Annotated in this window: 8 protein-coding genes; all 8 read right to left on the reverse strand. The window is 66.8% G+C overall.

From position 1 onward, the window contains the following. Positions 1-60 precede the first annotated feature (60 nt). A complete protein-coding gene (locus tag NG701_RS08030; RefSeq protein WP_252566181.1) occupies positions 61-1,914 on the reverse strand; it encodes a serine/threonine-protein kinase in 1,854 nt (617 codons plus the stop codon). Then, a complete protein-coding gene (locus NG701_RS08035; RefSeq protein WP_252566183.1) occupies positions 1,911-3,641 on the reverse strand; it encodes an FHA domain-containing protein in 1,731 nt (576 codons plus the stop codon). The genes NG701_RS08030 and NG701_RS08035 overlap by 4 nt, the downstream gene beginning before the upstream one ends. Position 3,642: 1 nt before the next feature. After that, positions 3,643-4,542: a PP2C family protein-serine/threonine phosphatase gene (locus tag NG701_RS08040; RefSeq protein WP_252566186.1), complete on the reverse strand. Its 900-nt coding sequence runs from the start codon at positions 4,540-4,542 to the stop codon at positions 3,643-3,645. After that, positions 4,539-6,065 (reverse strand): RDD family protein, encoded by a 1,527-nt coding sequence (locus tag NG701_RS08045; RefSeq protein WP_509908564.1) that lies wholly within the window; start codon positions 6,063-6,065, stop codon positions 4,539-4,541. The genes NG701_RS08040 and NG701_RS08045 overlap by 4 nt, the downstream gene beginning before the upstream one ends. Continuing rightward, complete coding sequence (locus tag NG701_RS08050) at positions 6,062-8,668, reverse strand: transglutaminase TgpA family protein (protein WP_252566191.1); 2,607 nt, start codon at positions 8,666-8,668, stop codon at positions 6,062-6,064. Before NG701_RS08050 ends, NG701_RS08045 begins: the two co-directional genes overlap by 4 nt. After that, the gene (locus NG701_RS08055) at positions 8,665-9,996 is read right to left on the reverse strand and encodes a DUF58 domain-containing protein (protein ID WP_252566194.1); all 1,332 of its coding nucleotides are present in this window, start codon (positions 9,994-9,996) and stop codon (positions 8,665-8,667) included. Before NG701_RS08055 ends, NG701_RS08050 begins: the two co-directional genes overlap by 4 nt. Before the next feature lie 53 nt (positions 9,997-10,049). After that, a complete protein-coding gene (locus tag NG701_RS08060; protein WP_252566197.1) occupies positions 10,050-11,021 on the reverse strand; it encodes an AAA family ATPase in 972 nt (323 codons plus the stop codon). Positions 11,022-11,085: 64 nt separating this feature from the next. Continuing rightward, a complete protein-coding gene (locus NG701_RS08065; protein WP_252566199.1) occupies positions 11,086-17,211 on the reverse strand; it encodes an Ig-like domain-containing protein in 6,126 nt (2,041 codons plus the stop codon). Positions 17,212-17,289: the final 78 nt, after the last annotated feature.

Consider the following 17,289-nt stretch of genomic DNA (forward strand, 5'->3'; position numbering starts at 1 on the left):
TTCCGCGCCTCCTCGTCGGGCGGTGCCCGCGTTCACTAACTGTTGCAGTCTGTTCTGCCGTCACTTGCGGATGCAGGCGATCGAGTCTTCTTCCAAGGGTGAGAACGCGCCGTCACTCCGGACGATCATCACCTGGACACAGGTGGGTTCCGTCGGATTCAACGCAACCTGGACGGTTGGCTCGGCAGTGGACTGGTACTCGCCGTTGCTGCCCAACGCGTAGACCCGCCACTTGTAGGCGTCGCCCGACTTTGGCTGCGGATTGGTCCACGTGAAAGTCGCCTTGCCGGCGGCGTCCACAGTCCCGGCCAGGTCCGCGACGTCGGGGACTGTCCCGTTGTCCAGGGCATCCGCCGGGGGTTTGCTGACCTGGCCGGTCTCTTCGACCTTCCGTGCCGGAGCCGAAGACGCCACCACGATCCCTACGATGATGGCGAGGACCAGCAGCGTTCCGCCCGCGGCGGCGAGCCACACGTTGCGCCTGCCGTGGTCGGGCGCCGCTTCGGGGGCGGTTTCGGTGACCGGGGCCGGTCGGCTGATCGTCGCGTCGATTTCCGGATCGGCACCCGCCGCCCGGTGGCCGGGCGCGCCGGGCCGGCCTGCCTGCCGGCCTGCCCGCTGTCCGGTTTGTTGGCCGGTTTGTTGGCCGGCCGGTGCAGGAAGGAGCCCGGGGCGCTGGACGGTTGCGTCCGGCGCCGAGCCGTATTCGGCCGCGGGTGTACGGCCTCGAAGCATCGTGGCATGGGCCCACTCGCCAGCGGGGTTGCTACCAGCCTGCGAGCCGCCGTCCTGCTCACCGTCCTGCTGACCGGCGAAGAGGTTGCCCGGAACCTGGGGCCGGGGTCCTCCCGGGGCCGCAGCGGCAGGGGGGAAGCCGCCAGCCGGAAAGCCCGACGGCGGCGCACCGGTTCCGGGGCGTTGCGGCCGGGTGCGTGCCGGGAAAGTAGGGGCGCTGCCGGTCCGCTCCGGGTCGATGGACGCGATATTGCGGACGCGGGTTTCCTCGAAGCCGTCATCCGGGTGGTTCTCTTCCAGTTGCTGCTCTTCGAGTACCTCGAAGGGCGTGACCGAAAGGTTCAGTTCGGCCTGGATCCGCTGCAGGGCGAGGGCAAACGCGTGGGCTGAGGAGTACCGGGACGCCGCGGATTTGGCCATGGCCGTGGACAGCGCCCGCTCCAGTGACTCCGGAACGTCGGCCCGGCCCAGGCGCGGCAATGCCGCGCTGGTGATCCGCGAGATCAGTTCTCGCTGGGAATTATCGGTCCCGGGCATCACGAACGGCGACCTGCCGGCCAGCAGTGTGTACAGCGTGGCGCCCAGCGCCCAGACATCCACCATCACGCCGTCCACGGAGCCGTCCGCGAACTGTTCCGGCGGCGACCATGGAATGGACATCCCGGCGTCCTCGTCGGCGTCGCCGCCTAGGGTGCCCGAGATTCCGAAGTCCGTCAGGGCCGGCCGGTTGTAGTCCGTCACCAGGATGTTGGCGGGCTTGATGTCCCGGTGGGCGATGCCGGCCCGGTGGGCAGTCTCGACGGCGGACGCCACCTGGATGCCGACGGCCAGCACCTCATCAACGCTGAAGCGCTGACGGCGGTACCGGACGTCCAGGCTGGGCCTGGAGCAGTACTCCATTGCCAGGTAGGAGTGACCGGCCTCGGTCACCTCGGCCTCGAAGATGGTCACAATGTACGGGTGGGAGGAGAGTTGGGCCATCAGGTTGGCCTCGGACTCGAACCTGCGCCGGGCACCCTCGGTCTTCAGATCCGACAAAAGGACCTTGACCGCCACCTTCCGGCGCGGCCGGTCCTGTTCGTAGAGATAGACGTCCGAGAACCCGCCGGAGCCGAGCAGGCTGATGTACGTAAACCCCGGAATGTGGGGCGGCGGCGCAACCGGCCGTTTGGAACTCAAAGAATCTCCTCAAAACGCAGTGAGATGTCGTCACCCAATTCGGCGATGTCGCCGTCGAGCAGGATGGCCATCTCGTTCTGGGCCAGGCGGCGCGGCGGCTGACCCTCGCGGACCAGGACCGTACCGTTGGTGGCCTTGAGATCGCAGAGCATCACGTGCCAGCCCTCCAGCCGCACTTCCACGTGCGAGCGCGAGATGTCGCCGCTAGGGCTGGCCACCTGGACCAGCCGCGGCATAACACCACCCTGGACCCGGGAAACGGACGGCTGACGCCCAATGACCAGCGACTGGTCAAGGTCAACCAGTGCACCCGTAGAGACCCGCATCCGGCCCAGCCGTGGCCGGGCCACCTGAACGGCATCGGCGGGCAGCGGCGAGCCGCAGGCAGCGCACTGCGCCTGGGTGGGTGGATTGGCGTGTCCCCGACCGCAGACCCGGGCCAGCACCAGGGGGCCTGCGGCCGAATCCGGCTCCGGAACCGGGGCGGGATGCGCGGCCATTCCGGCGAGGTCGCTCTTCATGATCGTGTGGCCGTCGTGGTCACCGTCGAAGGCGTCCGGGTCTGCTGCCGGCTGCCCTGCGTGCGCTTCTGCCGGGACGTCCGCCGGGGGCTGATTCGACGGGGACAGGTTCGACGGCGGCAGAATCAACGCTGGCAGATTGGACGACGGCGCGGCCCGGGCAGCAGGTGTGCTCCCGCCGGTCCGCCACGGGACCGAGTCGATAAGCCCGCCGATCGTCCGGGCGGCCGCTGCGGCCGCAGGCGGTGTGGCTGCAGGCGGTGTGGCAGGTGGACCTGCGGGTTCGTGGGCGGGCGGTGCCGGAGCCGGGCTGGCCACTGCCTCCGGCTGTCCTGGAGCGTCCGCCTGTGCCGCATCGACCGGTGCCGGAACCGCGTCAACAGGTGTCGCAGGGGCGCCGTGATCTTCCTCGGGTTCGTCGCGGACGGCTGCGTCCTCGATGCGGCGGACAACAGTCCGTTCCCAGAGGTGGTCGTAGCTGCCAGTCATTTCGTGGGCCGGGACCTGATCAGGATGGGCCGTGCGCTCCGGGGCGGGCTCCATGTCCGGCTCGGGGTCCGGGGCTCCGGCTGCAAAGTTGGCGTCATCATCCATGAGCCCCATCACCGTTTCGGCGGAGACCTCCCGGTCATGTTCCGGCTCTGGTTCAGACGCAGGTTCAGCTTCCGGTTCAGTTTCCGCTACGAGGACGACGCCGCCGACAACGGTGGGTGCCTCGACCTCAGCGGGCGTGTCAGCCGGAGCCGCCACCTCGTCCGCCGGAGTTCCGGTGAGCGACACTGTCAGCGACTCCAGCAAGACCACGCCTTCGCTGAGCGGCAACGCGGGTCCGGGCTGGCCGTCTCCGGCCACAGTGAGGCGGTACCACTCGGGGGTGTCCAGGCGGCGCTCCGTCCAGGTGGTGACGTCCCGCCCGTTCAGGTCCACGGTGCCGCCGGGCAGCTGTACGGTCAGGTCCAGGTCGCCGCGGAGGAAGATCCGGAGCGCGTCACCGGAATCGACTATCCCGAACGACGGTATTTGCGCCAGGGAAACGCCGAAACTGCTGGTGACGGCGTGGAGCACTTCGTGGACTTCCGGGGCGTGCTCCAGCAGTTCCCACAGGGACTGGCCCAGGGCGGGCGGGGTCCCGGGCCCCAAAAGGACCACAGTGTTGGCCCGGACAACACCGAGCCAGGTGCCCGCGACGTATGTTGCGGTGGCCATCTCAGTGTTCCCCTCTTCCGTCGTCCTGGCCGGCCGGCCGGCTGGCGTCAACAATCCGCGCCCGGGGCAGCGTGACCTCCGCGGCATCAGCGGCGGGGCGGGGCGCCGTGGTGGCGATGCCGCCGTCGTTCATCACGTTCCTGGCGTCCACCACAATGACGGTGACGTTGTCCCTTCCGCCGTTGCGGAGCGCGGCCTGGATCAGGGCATCCACCGCGTCCTGCGGATGGCCCACGGTGCTCAGGATCCGGAACATGTGCTCATCCGTCAGCTCGGCATTGAGCCCGTCCGAGCAGACCATGATCCGGTCGCCTTCCTCCACGGGCAGGAGCCAGTAATCAGCCTCGGTCTCGTCCCCCGTGCCCAGCGCCCTCGTGACAACGTGGCGGCGGGGGTGGACGGTGGCCTGCTCGGGCGTGATTTCACCGGCATCCACGAGTTCCTGGACCTCCGAATGGTCCACACTGACCTGCTCGAAGTGCCCTTGGCTTAGCCGGTACGTGCGGGAATCCCCGATGTTCATAACGAGCCAGTACGGCATGCCCATCTGTTCCACCACAACGGCTCCAGTGAGTGTGGTCCCGGCGCGGGCACCGGTCACCTCCCGGATGGAACTGTCGGCGCGGAGCAGGTATTGCTGGAGCACTGCCGCCGTGACGCTGCGCTCCCCGGTGGCGAGCTGTGGCATGGCAGCGAGGGCGCGGACGCACATGCCGCTGGCAATCTCGCCGGCTTCATGTCCGCCCATGCCGTCTGCCACGGCGAAGACGGGGTCGGAGGCGATGAAGGAATCCTCGTTCAATTCCCGGCGCAGCCCGCGGTCGGTGCCGTAGCCGTAACTCAGGCTGAGGCCGGTTCCGTGGTCTGCGTCAGCTGGGTCACTGGCGGGCTGTGAGTTCATGCCTGTCCTAGGTGGAAGGAACGGTCACCAAAGTGGACAGTGGATCCCGGGCTGACAAAAGCGGGCACGCCCGGCTGCAGTGGCCTGCGCCGGCCGTCCGGTGTGGTGACGGCGCTGCCGTTGGTGGAGTTCCGGTCCGTCACCCAAATGCCGGCACCGTCGGTCAGCAGGTGGAGGTGGGTCTTGGAGATCGAGCGGCCGGGATCACTGACCGCCAGGAGCTGGGCCTGCTGCTCCCCCGCCTGGCCAAGGGGGTTCCTGCCCAACAGGACGTTGCGGTCGAGCTGGAAGTCCCGGCCGTCGTCGAGCTTTATCCGCAGCACGGCGACGGGCGCCGCATGCGTTGCGCCGCCGCGCATCTGTGTGCGGTCGAGGTCGTCATCTGGATGGAACTGGGCGCCCGGCGCGGGAACGGCTGGGGCCGCGTACGGGACATGCGGCTGGAAAGGAGTGGACGACGGCGGCGCGTCCGGCTGGGGTGCGAACGGCGGCGGCGCGGCTGACGGTTGAGCCGCTTCCGGCTGCGGAGTGTAAGGCTGCACCGGGGCGGGCTGTTGGGCGGGCGACTGTTGGGCCGGCTGCCACGGCTGCCACGGTGGCTGGGCCCCGGGCGCCTGGGCGTTCACAACCTGGGGCGGCTTTGCGGCTCCGGCCACGGGTGAGGCGACCTGCTGGACGGGCGGGAGGTCCAGGGGCGCGAAACTGTACGGGCCCTGGATGCCGCCGGACGTGATGGGGTTGCGGCCGTCCTTGACGTCGAACACCAGTGTTTTGGCCGCGGTATCATGCCAGCCGCGGAGCCTGCCGTTGCGGTCCCAGGTGTTGGACACGGCCACCAGCACGGCCCACACCGCGCCGGCCATAAGCAGTGGGCCAAGGATGAAGACGGCCACATCGAACCATTTGAAAATGACGATGGCAACGGCCGCCAGGAGCGTAAGGATGATGCCCGCGCCGGTGATGAGGCCGCGCAGGAACACTCCATCGGCGCCGGGGGCGTAACCATCCTTGTCAGCGCTACGGATGCCCATGACGTGGTTGCCGAGGGTCTTCCCGGAGCGGCCTTCCATGCCCACCAGGACCGCCAGATAGACCAGCGTCAGTCCCAGGCCGATGCCGCCGAACAGGACCAGCGAACTGGTGTCATAGATGATGAAGCCGCCGCTTTGGGTGCGGGTGATTCCCGCGAACCCGATGGCGAAAGTCACCACCAGGACCGCGACGGGGGCCAGCCAGTCGAGCACTGCTGCGCCGAGCCGTTTCCCCGCCGTGGCCGGAACAAGCTCAAGATTGGCTGCCATTCCCGTTCCTCCCCCTGGAGCCGTTTGTACTACCGGGATAGTACCGGGATTCTGGCTGGCGTGCGCCGCCACACGCTCCATCATGGCCCGCTGTGCATGGTCCACGTTGCGTCCGCTGCGTGCCGCCCTGTTGGGCAGTGGAGCACCGCACGCCGGACAGAACGTGGCGCCGCCCCGGATCAGTTGCTGGCACCGCTGGCAGCGCTCGGCCTCGTTCATCATGATTCAGTGGGGTTCTTCCTGCCAGGGTTCCGCAGAACGGCGGACTCATCAGGCTCGGAAGCCGCCGCCGTCGTCCCGGGTACGCTTTCCTGTGCTGCCGGATTCGGGGTTCGGGCAGCGTCCGGGCCGGTCCCCACCCTACCGGTGGCGGACCGCCATCCGGGGGAACCCTGGCCGGACGGACGTACCAGCGGGCCCAGCCCGAGCCTGGCGCCACGCAGCTTAAGGGCGTTGCGGCCATCAGCCAGCAGCGACCGGGGTGAGAAGCGGGCCTGCTGGCGGCGCCAGAACCCCAACGCCCCGGTCATCTCCTTCAGCGAGCCGTCCACGATGGTCCAGTATTCCCGGACCTCCTCCTCGCTGGGCTGGCCAACGCCGAAGATGGAGGCGTCCGCACGGTGCGCCAGCATGGTGGTGGTCTGCCCGGTGGCCGGGAACGAGTCGGCAAGCACTACTGCGCTTTCGCGCCGGGTTGCACGGCTGTCGATGCCGGCGCCCAAATCAGTGGCGAGGCTCACCACCTCGTTCCAGCCGCCGCCTACACGCTGGGCCGGGTGCCCCTCCGTGAGGCGGGCCTTCCGGCGTCGTGATTTAAGGAGCGCGATCAGCAGCAGCGGCAGGGCAAGGATGGACAGCGGGATCAGGGCGATGCCCAGGGCCCCGAGCAGGGCACCCCAGAAGAGCCACGGATTGTTTTTCTTCTCGTCGGCGTCCAGGGCGTCCGGCGAGGAATCCGGCGGCAGATCGGCCGGTTCCTGCGGCGGGGGCGGCGGCTGCAGCACCTGGGGCTTGGGTTTGGACTTGTTTTCGGGGTCCGGCGGGATGGGGACGTTGTCCTTGGGCGGTGTGGGGTCGAAGCTGACCCAGCCCACCCGGTCGAAGGCCACCTCAACCCAGGCGTGGACGTCCTTTCCCGTGACCTTTACCTCGCCGGCGCCGTTCTCCGGGCTGGTCGGATCGGGGTAGAAGCCCATGACCACGCGTGACGGGATGCCCAGGTGGCGGAGCATCAGCGACATGGACACGGCATACTGCTCGTCGTCGCCGAGCATCTGCTTAGCGGTCAGCAGGTTCCTGATCCGCGACGAGCTGTGGCCGGAAACGCTGGGCAGCTGGCCGTCGGCGACGAGGCCGTTGCTGAAGGCGCCTGTCTTTTGGAAATGCGCCTCGATCTGGCGGACCCGGTCAATCGCGGTGGGCGCATCGGCCGAGAGATCGTTGGCCTGTGACCCCACCACCGGCGGGACCTCGACGACGTCCGGCAGCGTAATCTTCGCGAAGTCGTACTGCGTCAACTGACCGTGTTCGAGCTTCACGGGATCGGACACCTGGACGCTGTAGGAATCGCCCTCGGACAGGCCCTGCGTGGTCACGGCCGTGTCTGTGCCCGCGTTGAAGTACAGGCCCGACGCCGCGGCGGAGGCGCTCTGGTCAAAGCTCAGGCCGGTGGTCTTCCGGCCTCCCGGGACAAAGTGGCCCTGGTAATCCTCGATGGTGATGTCGATGGAGTAGTCATTCGAGGGGACGATGCCCGAGGTGTCGGCCAGGGTGTTGATGGACTCGGTGTCGCCCACCTTGCTGAAGCTGCCGGAGCCGTTGGGATCCATGTTGTAGTTGGTGCCGTTGAAGGCATCCAACGCCCCCAGCCGGACACGGCCGTCCCGGGGCAGTCTTTTGACCACGAACAGGGTGTCGTCTTTCTTGTCCTTGACGAACGTCCGGAAGCTTGCCAGGGGCGTGATGTAGTCCTTGGGATCGAACGGCGGAACCACCACGTTGCGCAGGACCTTGCGGTCACCGCTGGCGGTGACCAGGGGCGCCGCCACCGCGGTAATGGCGACGCTTGCGGCGATCACGGCAGCGGCCGTGCCCAGCCGGCGGAGCTTGGCCCGCTGGGCTGTGGCCGCATCGGTCTGCGGACGGTTGACTGAGACTTTTCGCGTGTCGCTGCGCCGTAGCGCGTCACGGCGGAAGGTGGCCCAGGCAATCGCAATGACGGTGAGTCCGATGCCGCGCTCCACGGTGAGGAAGGCAGCGTTGGTGCTGAAAGCTATGCCCGTGACGAAAAGCACCAGCACGGGAAGCAGTGGCCAGTACGGGGTTTTCAGCCGCCAGGTGAGGATGCCGGCAACCAATGCGGTGAGCAGCGAACTCAGGAACGGGACGATCAGGACGCCGCCGGCAGACCCTACCGGAACGCCCACCGTGAGCATGTCCTTCCAGGCGAACACAACTCCAAGGAGCAGCGTCCGCAAGGAGTCAAGGCTGGGAACAAAACCGGCAATCGCCGCGTCCGGGACTGCGAGGAGCGTGCCGAACACCAGGTAGGCCCCAAGCGCGAGGGCTGTAGTGATCAGCAAACCCAGGCGCAGGTGCGCGTTGGCGGCAGCGATGCCGAGGCCCAAGAGGATGCCGCCGAAGCCCGAGACCAGATAGTAGGGGTCCCCGCCGAAGCTGAGGCTGAAGCCCAGCAGGCCCAACCCCAGCAGGACGGTGAGGGCGCCGGCGTCGAGCACAAAATGCCAGGCCGGCTGGCCGTCGGCGAACGATGATTCGTACTGCCGCTGCTGCGAGCGTGGCCGGAGGCCCGGTGCGGAGCTCATGCGGCCGCCTTTCTGAGGACGATGGCGAGGTCAGCGAGGTCGCCGAGGGTCAGCACTGTCAGGTCTGCGATGTTGGCGCGGCCCGGGGCAGCACCGATTTGGAGGCGCACGGCCAGGCTCCTGACACCGAGCGGCACGGAGGCCGCGGCCGAACGGAGCTGGGAAGGTGTCACGTTGCTGCCCACCACAAAAAAGACCACCGATGCGTTGGGGACGGTGTCGGCCAGTGTGCGGGCGAGGTCGACGGCGGTCCGGCGCATGGGTGCCCCGGCGATCCGTGTCATGTCGTCCAGCATGTTCCGCCCGGTTTCGCAGCGCAGCGGCCCCTTTTGCGTCAGGACGTCCAGCTCGCGCTGCTCGCGGATGGCCTGCCGGCCGATCGAGGCGGCCGCTGAGATGGCCATTTCGAATTCCTGCTCTGATGCGTACTCGTCCGTGTTGATCGACAGCGAGATGGCCAGGTGGGCGCGCCGGGTCTCCTCGAACTGGCGCACCATCAGCTTGTTGGTCCGCGCGGTGGTCTTCCAGTGGATGTGCCGCCGGTCATCGCCCGGTACGTAGTCCCGCAGGGCATGGAAGGACACGTCCGCACTGGACAGGTCGGTGGTTGGCATTCCCTCGAGGTCGCGGATGAATCCCGCCGCGGAACCGGCCAGGGCCACTGTCTTCGGGTGCACGAACAGGTCCTCCGGTTCCGTCCACAGCACCTGCCGGCGGAGGAGGTGCAGGGGGTCGGCCCGGACGGAGCGGACAGGTCCCACCACGATGACGGCGCGGCGGGCGGTTGGAATGGTGAAAAGGTCCTCGTGCACCTGCGCGGGCTTCATCCTGGGCAGGTGGAAGACGGCGGTGGCGTTGCCCACCGGCAGTTCCAGGGCGGCGGGCAACAGGGGCCTGGCCGAGGTGTTGGAGACGGCGATGCTTCCTACCGCACTGTCCCCGACGGCCACACGGGTCCGGGCGAGGTCCAGGATCACGCCGTAGGATGACCGGCCCAGGATGAACCCGATGGCGATCAGGAAAAGGACAAACGCCGCGATGGCCGCCGCCTTGGCCTCCTGCCAGCCGAAGGCCTGACCGGCAGTCCACAGCAGGATGGAGGCGGCCAGGACAGACCAGCCCAGGACGCTGACCACCGAAAGGACAGGCCACACATAGCGCAGCCACAGGCCACGGACCCTCTCCCACGCCGGGGTGAGGGCGAGGGCGGCGGTGCTGGTAGCTTCGGCCCAGACGGACGAGGGATGCAGCCTGGTGGGTCTGCCGTCCCGGCGGAAGGGTTGCCGGAGACGTTCAGCAAGCCGGGTCAACGGAGTGCTGCTGGACATAAATGTGCCTTTGTTCGCGCTGGTCAGTGGTGGTCTGGAGCTCCGAGGGAGCGTCAGACGGCGGCGCGCTGCTGCGGTGCCGCGATGTCGGACAGCACCCGGGCCAGAACGGCCTCGGGGGTGGCGCCGGAAAACTCAGCTTCCGGGTCCATCACAAACCGGTGCGTCCACACCACGGCTGCCAGTTCCTTGATGTCGTCAGGCAGGACGAAGTTCCGTCCCTGCCCCGCGGCCCAGACCTTCGCGGCGCGGACCGTGGCGATGGCGCCACGCACGGAAACGCCCAGCCGGGTCTCGGGCGCGTTGCGGGTCTCTTCGCAGAGCCGGGAAATGTATTCAAGGACCGCCGTGTCCACATGCACTGTGGCAGCAAGGTCAGCCATGTCCGCCACGGCCTGCGTGGTGATAACTGCGGAGATCTCCTTGGAGCGGTCCTTCAGGTTCGAACCGCCGAGCAGCTGGACCGTGGAGGCGTGGTCCGGATAGCCGATGGAGGTCTTGATCAGGAAGCGGTCCAGCTGCGCCTCCGGCAGGCGGTACGTACCGGCCTGCTCGATCGGGTTCTGCGTGGCCATCACCATAAACGGCCGGCCGGCCTCGTAGGTGACGCCGTCCACGGTGACCCGGGATTCCTCCATGACCTCCAGCAGTGCCGACTGGGTCTTGGGCGAAGCGCGGTTGATCTCATCGGCCAGGACGATGTTGTTGAAGATCGGTCCCTTGTGGAACTCGAACTTCTGCGTTTTCTGGTCGTAGATGGTCACACCCGTGACGTCCGAGGGCAGGAGGTCGGGGGTGAACTGGATGCGGTTGTTGGACCCCTGGACGGTGGCGGCCATCGCCCGGGCCAGCATGGTCTTGCCGGTGCCGGGGGCGTCCTCGAACAGCACATGGCCCTCGGCCAGCATCGCGGTGAAGGTGAGCCGGATGACGTGGTCCTTGCCGAGCACCGCCTGTCCCACGTTGGCAACGAGCTTGTCGAAAGTGCCTGCAAACCATTCGGCCTGCTCGGTGGTCATGGTCATGAAGGGAGTCCTTTTCTTGTGGTGCTGGTCTGTTGGGGCTGGAGCGGACGGGCTGTGTGGACCGTCAGCACCGGCCGACGTCCGGGCCGCTGATATCGATGGTGGCGAGCTTGACGTACCAGCCCGAGTGGGGGCCGCCGTCCATGCGGTACCACTTGTAGTACCCCGGGTCCGATTCCGGTGAACCGTAGATGTTCATCCAGCAGGCGCTGTTGATCCAGCCATCCGAGGTGGACACCCAGTTCGCGTCGTTCCCGCCGCAATCCGGGCTGCCGTTCCGGTACCCGAAGCGGTCCGGGACGCCGGGCTTGCCCGGGCAGCTGTTGTTCGTGGCGGGTTTGACGCGGACCTTCGTAGGTGTGACCGGCGGGGTGGGATCGGCGCCGGACGTGGAAGTGACAGGCCCGCCAATGGCGCCGTCCACCACAGTCACGGCACGGACGCGCAGGTTATGGCTCTTGGACCAGCCTCCAGCGTCGGCGTCGAAGCTGTTGGCCTGGCCCACGTTCTGCCAGCCACCACCGTCCATGCTCACTTCGTAGCGGTTGAGCGGGCGGCCGTTGGTGTTGGGGTTGTTCCAGGACCAATGCACCTGGCCGTCGCCCTTGGGCGAAGTCATGCCGTTCACGTTGGGTGCGTTCGGCGGACCGTAGGGGTTGCCGGTACCGATGGCTTTGGCGTCCCCAGACACGTTGTTCTTGGTGGACGTCGCGATGATGGTGACCGTGATGTCCCGGCCGTTAGTGAGGCCACCGATGGTTCCGCCGCCGGCTTGGATGCTTCCCGACTTGCCGTCTGCGTTGTACGTGTACTGGATTTCGGTGTCCGTCGAGCCATTCCGCTGGGCCTGGGTCAGCGGCGTAAACGTCACGCGGAGCTGGCCGCTGTTACCGGTGTCAGCCACGGTTCCGCTGCTTACCTGGCCTGGCTTGCCGGCTGCCCGGATCTGGGCCGACGGGTTGCTGGTACCGCTGGTGCCGGCCTTGTTGGTGGCCGAAACGGTGAAGGTGTAGTCGGACTCGGAGTTGTCCACGGTGACGTTCTGCGTGGTGCCTGAAGCCACCGGCTGAGTGGCCACTACGGCCCCGCCCTGCAGGGTAGTCAGGGTATACGACGAGATCGCATCACCGTTGTTGTTCGGCGCAGTCCAGCTGACCTTCAGCTGGCTTGTGGATCCCACCTGGCCCGCCTGGGTCGCCGTCGGGGCGGCCGGGGTGGCCGGGACGCCCGCCGGGACTTCCGCTGCCGAGTACGGGCTCCACTCGGACGGATCCTTGGCATCATTGCGGGCCAGGACGCGAACCTTGTAGGAGACGCCGTTCTGGAGTCCCTTCCAGACATAGCTCACCGCTGCCAGGTTCTGGATCTGGGCGTTCTGCCCTGGCGGGGCCGGCGAGATTTCCAGATCGTAGGTCTTGACCGGTGATCCCTTGCTGGCCGGTGCCACCCAGTTCACGGAAAGCTGCTTGTCACCGAACTTCAGGGTGGGCGCCAGCGGCGTGTCCGGCTTGACGTCCGGGCGGACCTCGGCGGAGGCCGGGGAACGAACAGACTCGCCGAACTCGTTAGTAGCGGTGACCTCGAAGTGGTACTTCGTATTGTTGACCAGCCCGGTCAACGTGCAGGTGTTCGCCGGACAGTCCTGCCTGAAGCCCGATTCGCCGTAGACCGTGTACTTGGTAATGGGCGCACCGCGGTCTGCCGGGGCAGACCAGTTGAGCAGGGCAGTCTTGTCGCCAACGCTCTGCGCCTGCGGGGTAGTCGGTGCCAGGGGCTTGTCCTTGACGGTAAGCCGGATTCGCGCCGTGGCGTTGCGGGAATCGTCTCCTGTCTTGTCTGCCACCGTATAGGCGACCACCATGGTCCCCGTGAAACCGGACGACGGCGTCACCGTCACCGACTCCCCGGACACCGTTGCGGTGCCCTGGCCCGTCTCGGTTGATGCCGAAATAATCTTCAAGGCGGTCTCTGGGAAGGGGTTTGCGTCGTTGGCCAGGACCTTCACGGTGACCGGATTCCCGGCGGCCGCGTTCGGCTCCAAGTCATCGTTGGCCACCGGCTTGGGCCGGTTGGAAGCCGTGACAGCCAGCTGGTAGGTGGCCGTTGCCTCCAGCCCGCGGGAGTCCTTGGCCTTGATCTGGACCGTGCCTGCCGTGCCCGTGCCGCTGGAATCAGCGGCGGAGACCTTCAGGGTCTTGCCGTCAATGCTTGCGTTGAAGCCGGACGGCATGCCGCCCACCACTTCGTACTTCATGTTCTCGAGGTCGTCACGGTCCGGATCGGCGGTCAGCTTGCCCAGGTCCAGGGTGGCGCTATCGCCCTTGGGCACCTCAACGTTCGCGCCCAGGAGTTCCGGCGGGTTGTTGCGGTTGGGGTCAGGCAGTACCTTGGTGCGGATGCTCAGGGTGGATTTCAGCCCTGCAGGATCATCCGGCCCGGTGCCGTCGGTAACCTCAAAGCTCAGCGAGCCCGGGCCAGCGTAGTCAACGCCGGCGGTGTACTTCAGCGCTGTTCCGTCACCGGATACCGGGTTGCTGCCATCCGAACCGATGAGCTTGATCCGGTCAGTCTGCGTCAGGCGCGGTGAGCGTCCCTCCCGGACCTTGACCCATTCCTTGAGGTCAACGTTCACGGATTGTCCGGCGATGACCTCAATAACCTCGTCTTTGGCGAGGGTGGGAACCTGCTGCCCCAGCCCCGGCGCCCAGATGATGGCTGTGGACTTTTGGCCGTCCACGTCTTCGACGGTGTATGGGATCAGCTGCGGCTGTTCGGTCAGGTCTACGAGCATGGTGCCGTCAGGCCCCGGGCGGGCGGTGAGGGACTCGGTGCTCAGCTTGAGGTTCTCGCCGACGCCGTCGGGGTCTTCATCGTTCTTGAGGACCGGCACATCCACGGCAGTCTTGCCCATCGCCTGGGCCGAGGTGACCCGGTCGTCGCGGGCGATGGGCGCCTTCAGCGGAACCTCGTTGTCCACCACCACGCGGATGGTGGCTTGGGCGGTGGCGTCGCGGTCGTCGGCGATGGTGTACCGGACGTTGACCGTCCCGGCAGCGCCGGGAGCGGTCAGGATGATGCGGCCGCTGGTCTTGCTGACGGTGGCCTGGAGGGCGTCGTCGGCCTCGATACCGTCCGTGAGGATGCGGATGATGTCGCCGTCGGGATCGGTGTCGTTGCCGGTGGCGTCGACGGCGATCTGCCGTCCCGGCCGGACCTTCACTTCGTCATCCACGGGGGTGGGGTTCTGGTTCGTTTCGCCACGGGGGGCGATGCCCACCGTCACGGTGCCGGTGTTGACGGCGCCCTGGCGGTCCACCACCTTGTAGCGGAACGTATCTGTACCGGCGCCGTCGCCGGCAGCGGTGAAGTCGATGAAGTTGCTGCCCACGGTGGCGGTTCCCATGGCCGGGGTGCTGTCGATACCCGTTAGCTGAACGGAGTCGCCGTCGGGATCGATGCCGTCCAGCGGGACGGGAATGCGCACTGTTCCGGCGGCAACCACACGGGCGGTGAGATTCTGAGGCTGAGGCCTCGAATTCTCGGCCCCCTCCAGCGGAAGGACGTGAATGGTGACGGCGGCGGCGCTCTTCTGCCCCTGCGAGTCCACGGCATTGTAGATGGCTCGCACCGTCTTGGGCTGCGGCCCGGCGATGAAGCGCAGGGTGTTTTCCGAGACGAAGCTCTTGCCGTCCAGTTCATCCACGGCCTGTGGCAGGACGGGGTCCACGCTCAGCTCCAGGCCCTGCGGGTGGGTGTCGTTGTCCAGCACCGGGATGGTGACGACGTCGTTGACCCTGACGTTCACTTCGTCGGGTTTGGGCTGGGGGGCCTCGACGACGGCGGGGGCCGGGACGGGGACCACGGAGACGCTGCCGGTGGCTGATTTCCTGCCGTTGGACATGGTGTATTCAAAAAGGAACGGGTCCTTGGTGCCCAGCACATCGGTGATGCGCAGGACGCTGTGGTCGATCACGCTGACCGAGGCCGTGGTGTTGTCCGGGAGTTTCACGGACTGCAGCACCAGCACGCCGCCGGAAGGATCCGAGTCATTGGCCAGCGGGTCCAGCAGCACGCTGCCTCCGGTGGGCATCAGCGCAACGTCGTGGACCGCCACGGGGTCACCGGCGTCCTTGCCGGACTCCACATCAACCCGGATCAGGCCCTGGCTGCTCTGCGGGCCGTTGCTGGCGATGTAGGTCAGGTAGACGGGACCGGGAGTGGTGCTGCGGAACGTGAAGGTACCGCCGTCGGTGACCGGGCCCAGTTCGGCAGGACCATTGGCCTCCACCTGCGCCAGGCGGAGGGCGCCGCCGTTGGGATCGACGTCGTTTTTCAGGGGCGCGATCACCAGGTCCTGGCCCACCACGGCAGTGACGTGATCGGCGTTGACCACCGGCGCCAGGGCACCCGGCGGCTGGACGTTCACCACGACTTTTCCGGTGACCGTTGCCCGGCCGTCCCAGATGGTGACTTCCACGTTTTTCTTGCCGGCGGTGGCGCCGGAGTCTTGGAACGTCAGCAATCCGTCACGCCGGACCTTGACCTGGTCCTGGTCGTTGTCTGCCTTGGCGTCCAGCAGGACAAGGTCGTCGCCGTCGGGATCCACCCAGTCGGTGAGGATGTTCTGGCTGACGGTTTTGCCCTGTTCCACCAGCATGGTGGTGGAGTCTCCGCCGCGCTTGAATGCCGGCGGCTTGTTTTCATCGGCTGCCACCACGTTGAGCGTGACCTGTCCGCCTGCTGAAAGTCCCCGGCCGTCCGCGGCGTTGTAGCTGAACGTCTCGGCGCCAGGCCGAGCGTCCGCGGGAACGGAGATCTGGAACGCGGTGCCGCCGTAGATGCTCTCCAGCGTTCCGGCTTTGGACCCTGAATCGCCGACGGCGGCGGTCAGGACGTCGCCGTCAGGATCCGAATCGTTGTCCAGGACGCTGAGGATGGTGGTCCGCCCCGGACGAACGCCCAGGGTGTCCGGTTTGGTTTCCGGCGGCCGGTTCGGTTTAGTGCGGTCCGGCAGGACGTTGATGGTGTTGTTGTCCGCTGATTCCTGGTCCTGCTCATCGGATTCGTTCTTCGGAGGAACAACGTCGTCCCAGTTGTTCACGAGCTGCATGTTCTGGTTCACCAGCCACACGTTCCCGGAGTTCACATCGTTCAGGACCACCAAGTCCCGGTTCACCCGGAAAACGTACGACGGCGACGCACTCGCCTTGGGCACCTCAACGTTCTTGTCATCAGCATCATTGATGCAGTCACGGACATACTCGTTCGCCCCGGACCACGCAGCATGCACACACCCGGCGAGCTGCACCGGAGCCGCCGGCACACCCTCGCCATCAAAGGTGACCGTCTTCGCCGTCGAACCGTCCAGCGGCTGCTTCAGCAACGCCTTCTGCGTCGAAACCGCCACAAAATCACTCGCCGGGCCGCCCTGCTGCAGCTTCGCATCCCGCGCATTCTCCAACTGCAGCCGCTTACCGCCCGGCAGGAACAGCTTCCCTGCAGCAGCATCCAACACCACCGGATTGTCCCCCACCACCGTGATCTGCAGGTCCCCTGCACCCTTAAGCTCACCCCAGGTACTGGAATCGGTGGACACCACTTCGCCGTTCGCGTCCACCTCCGTGACAGTCACCGCGCCCGACTTGGGATCGGCACTGTAGATCCGGTCATCGGTACCGACTGCGGAGACCAGACCTTCGGAGCCAACCATCACAGGTTCCGAGGCTTCCTGGTCAAAACCATTTACCGTGGACGGCGACACCGCCCAGACCTTTCCCGATGCGGCGTCCGTCACTGAGATCACGCTGGCACCGAAGCTCACATCCGCCGAACCCGGCAGCTGTCTGTCCCCGCCGAGGCGCATGTTCGCAGGAGAAACCTGGTTCAGCGTCGAACCCGTCTCATCATCCACAAACACATCCCCGGCATTCTGGAGAATATCGAAAGTGGTACTCGCCGGCGTCACCGCACCATCCAACACACGCGAGGGATAATTCAGCCGACCCACCGCATTCTTGGACTTGGAGACTACCCACACGCCGCCGTCGTTCAACTCCACCTCCGTGGTCTTAAACCCCGGATAGATGATCGCGCCGGCAACCAGCACAGCGCCGGCCGCGGCAAAGGCCGAACCGGTAACGATCTTGTTGTGGCGCTTCTTGAGACCGAACTTCCCCAGCAGTGATGTCACAGCGTTACTAATCCCCCAATTGTGTCGCGGCCCCCAGTGCGGCCCCTCCAAAGACCCGATACCGGGCTCTCTGTTCCC

The sequence above is a fragment of the Pseudarthrobacter cellobiosi genome (assembly GCF_023913815.1).
GTDB lineage: Bacteria > Actinomycetota > Actinomycetes > Actinomycetales > Micrococcaceae > Arthrobacter > Arthrobacter cellobiosi.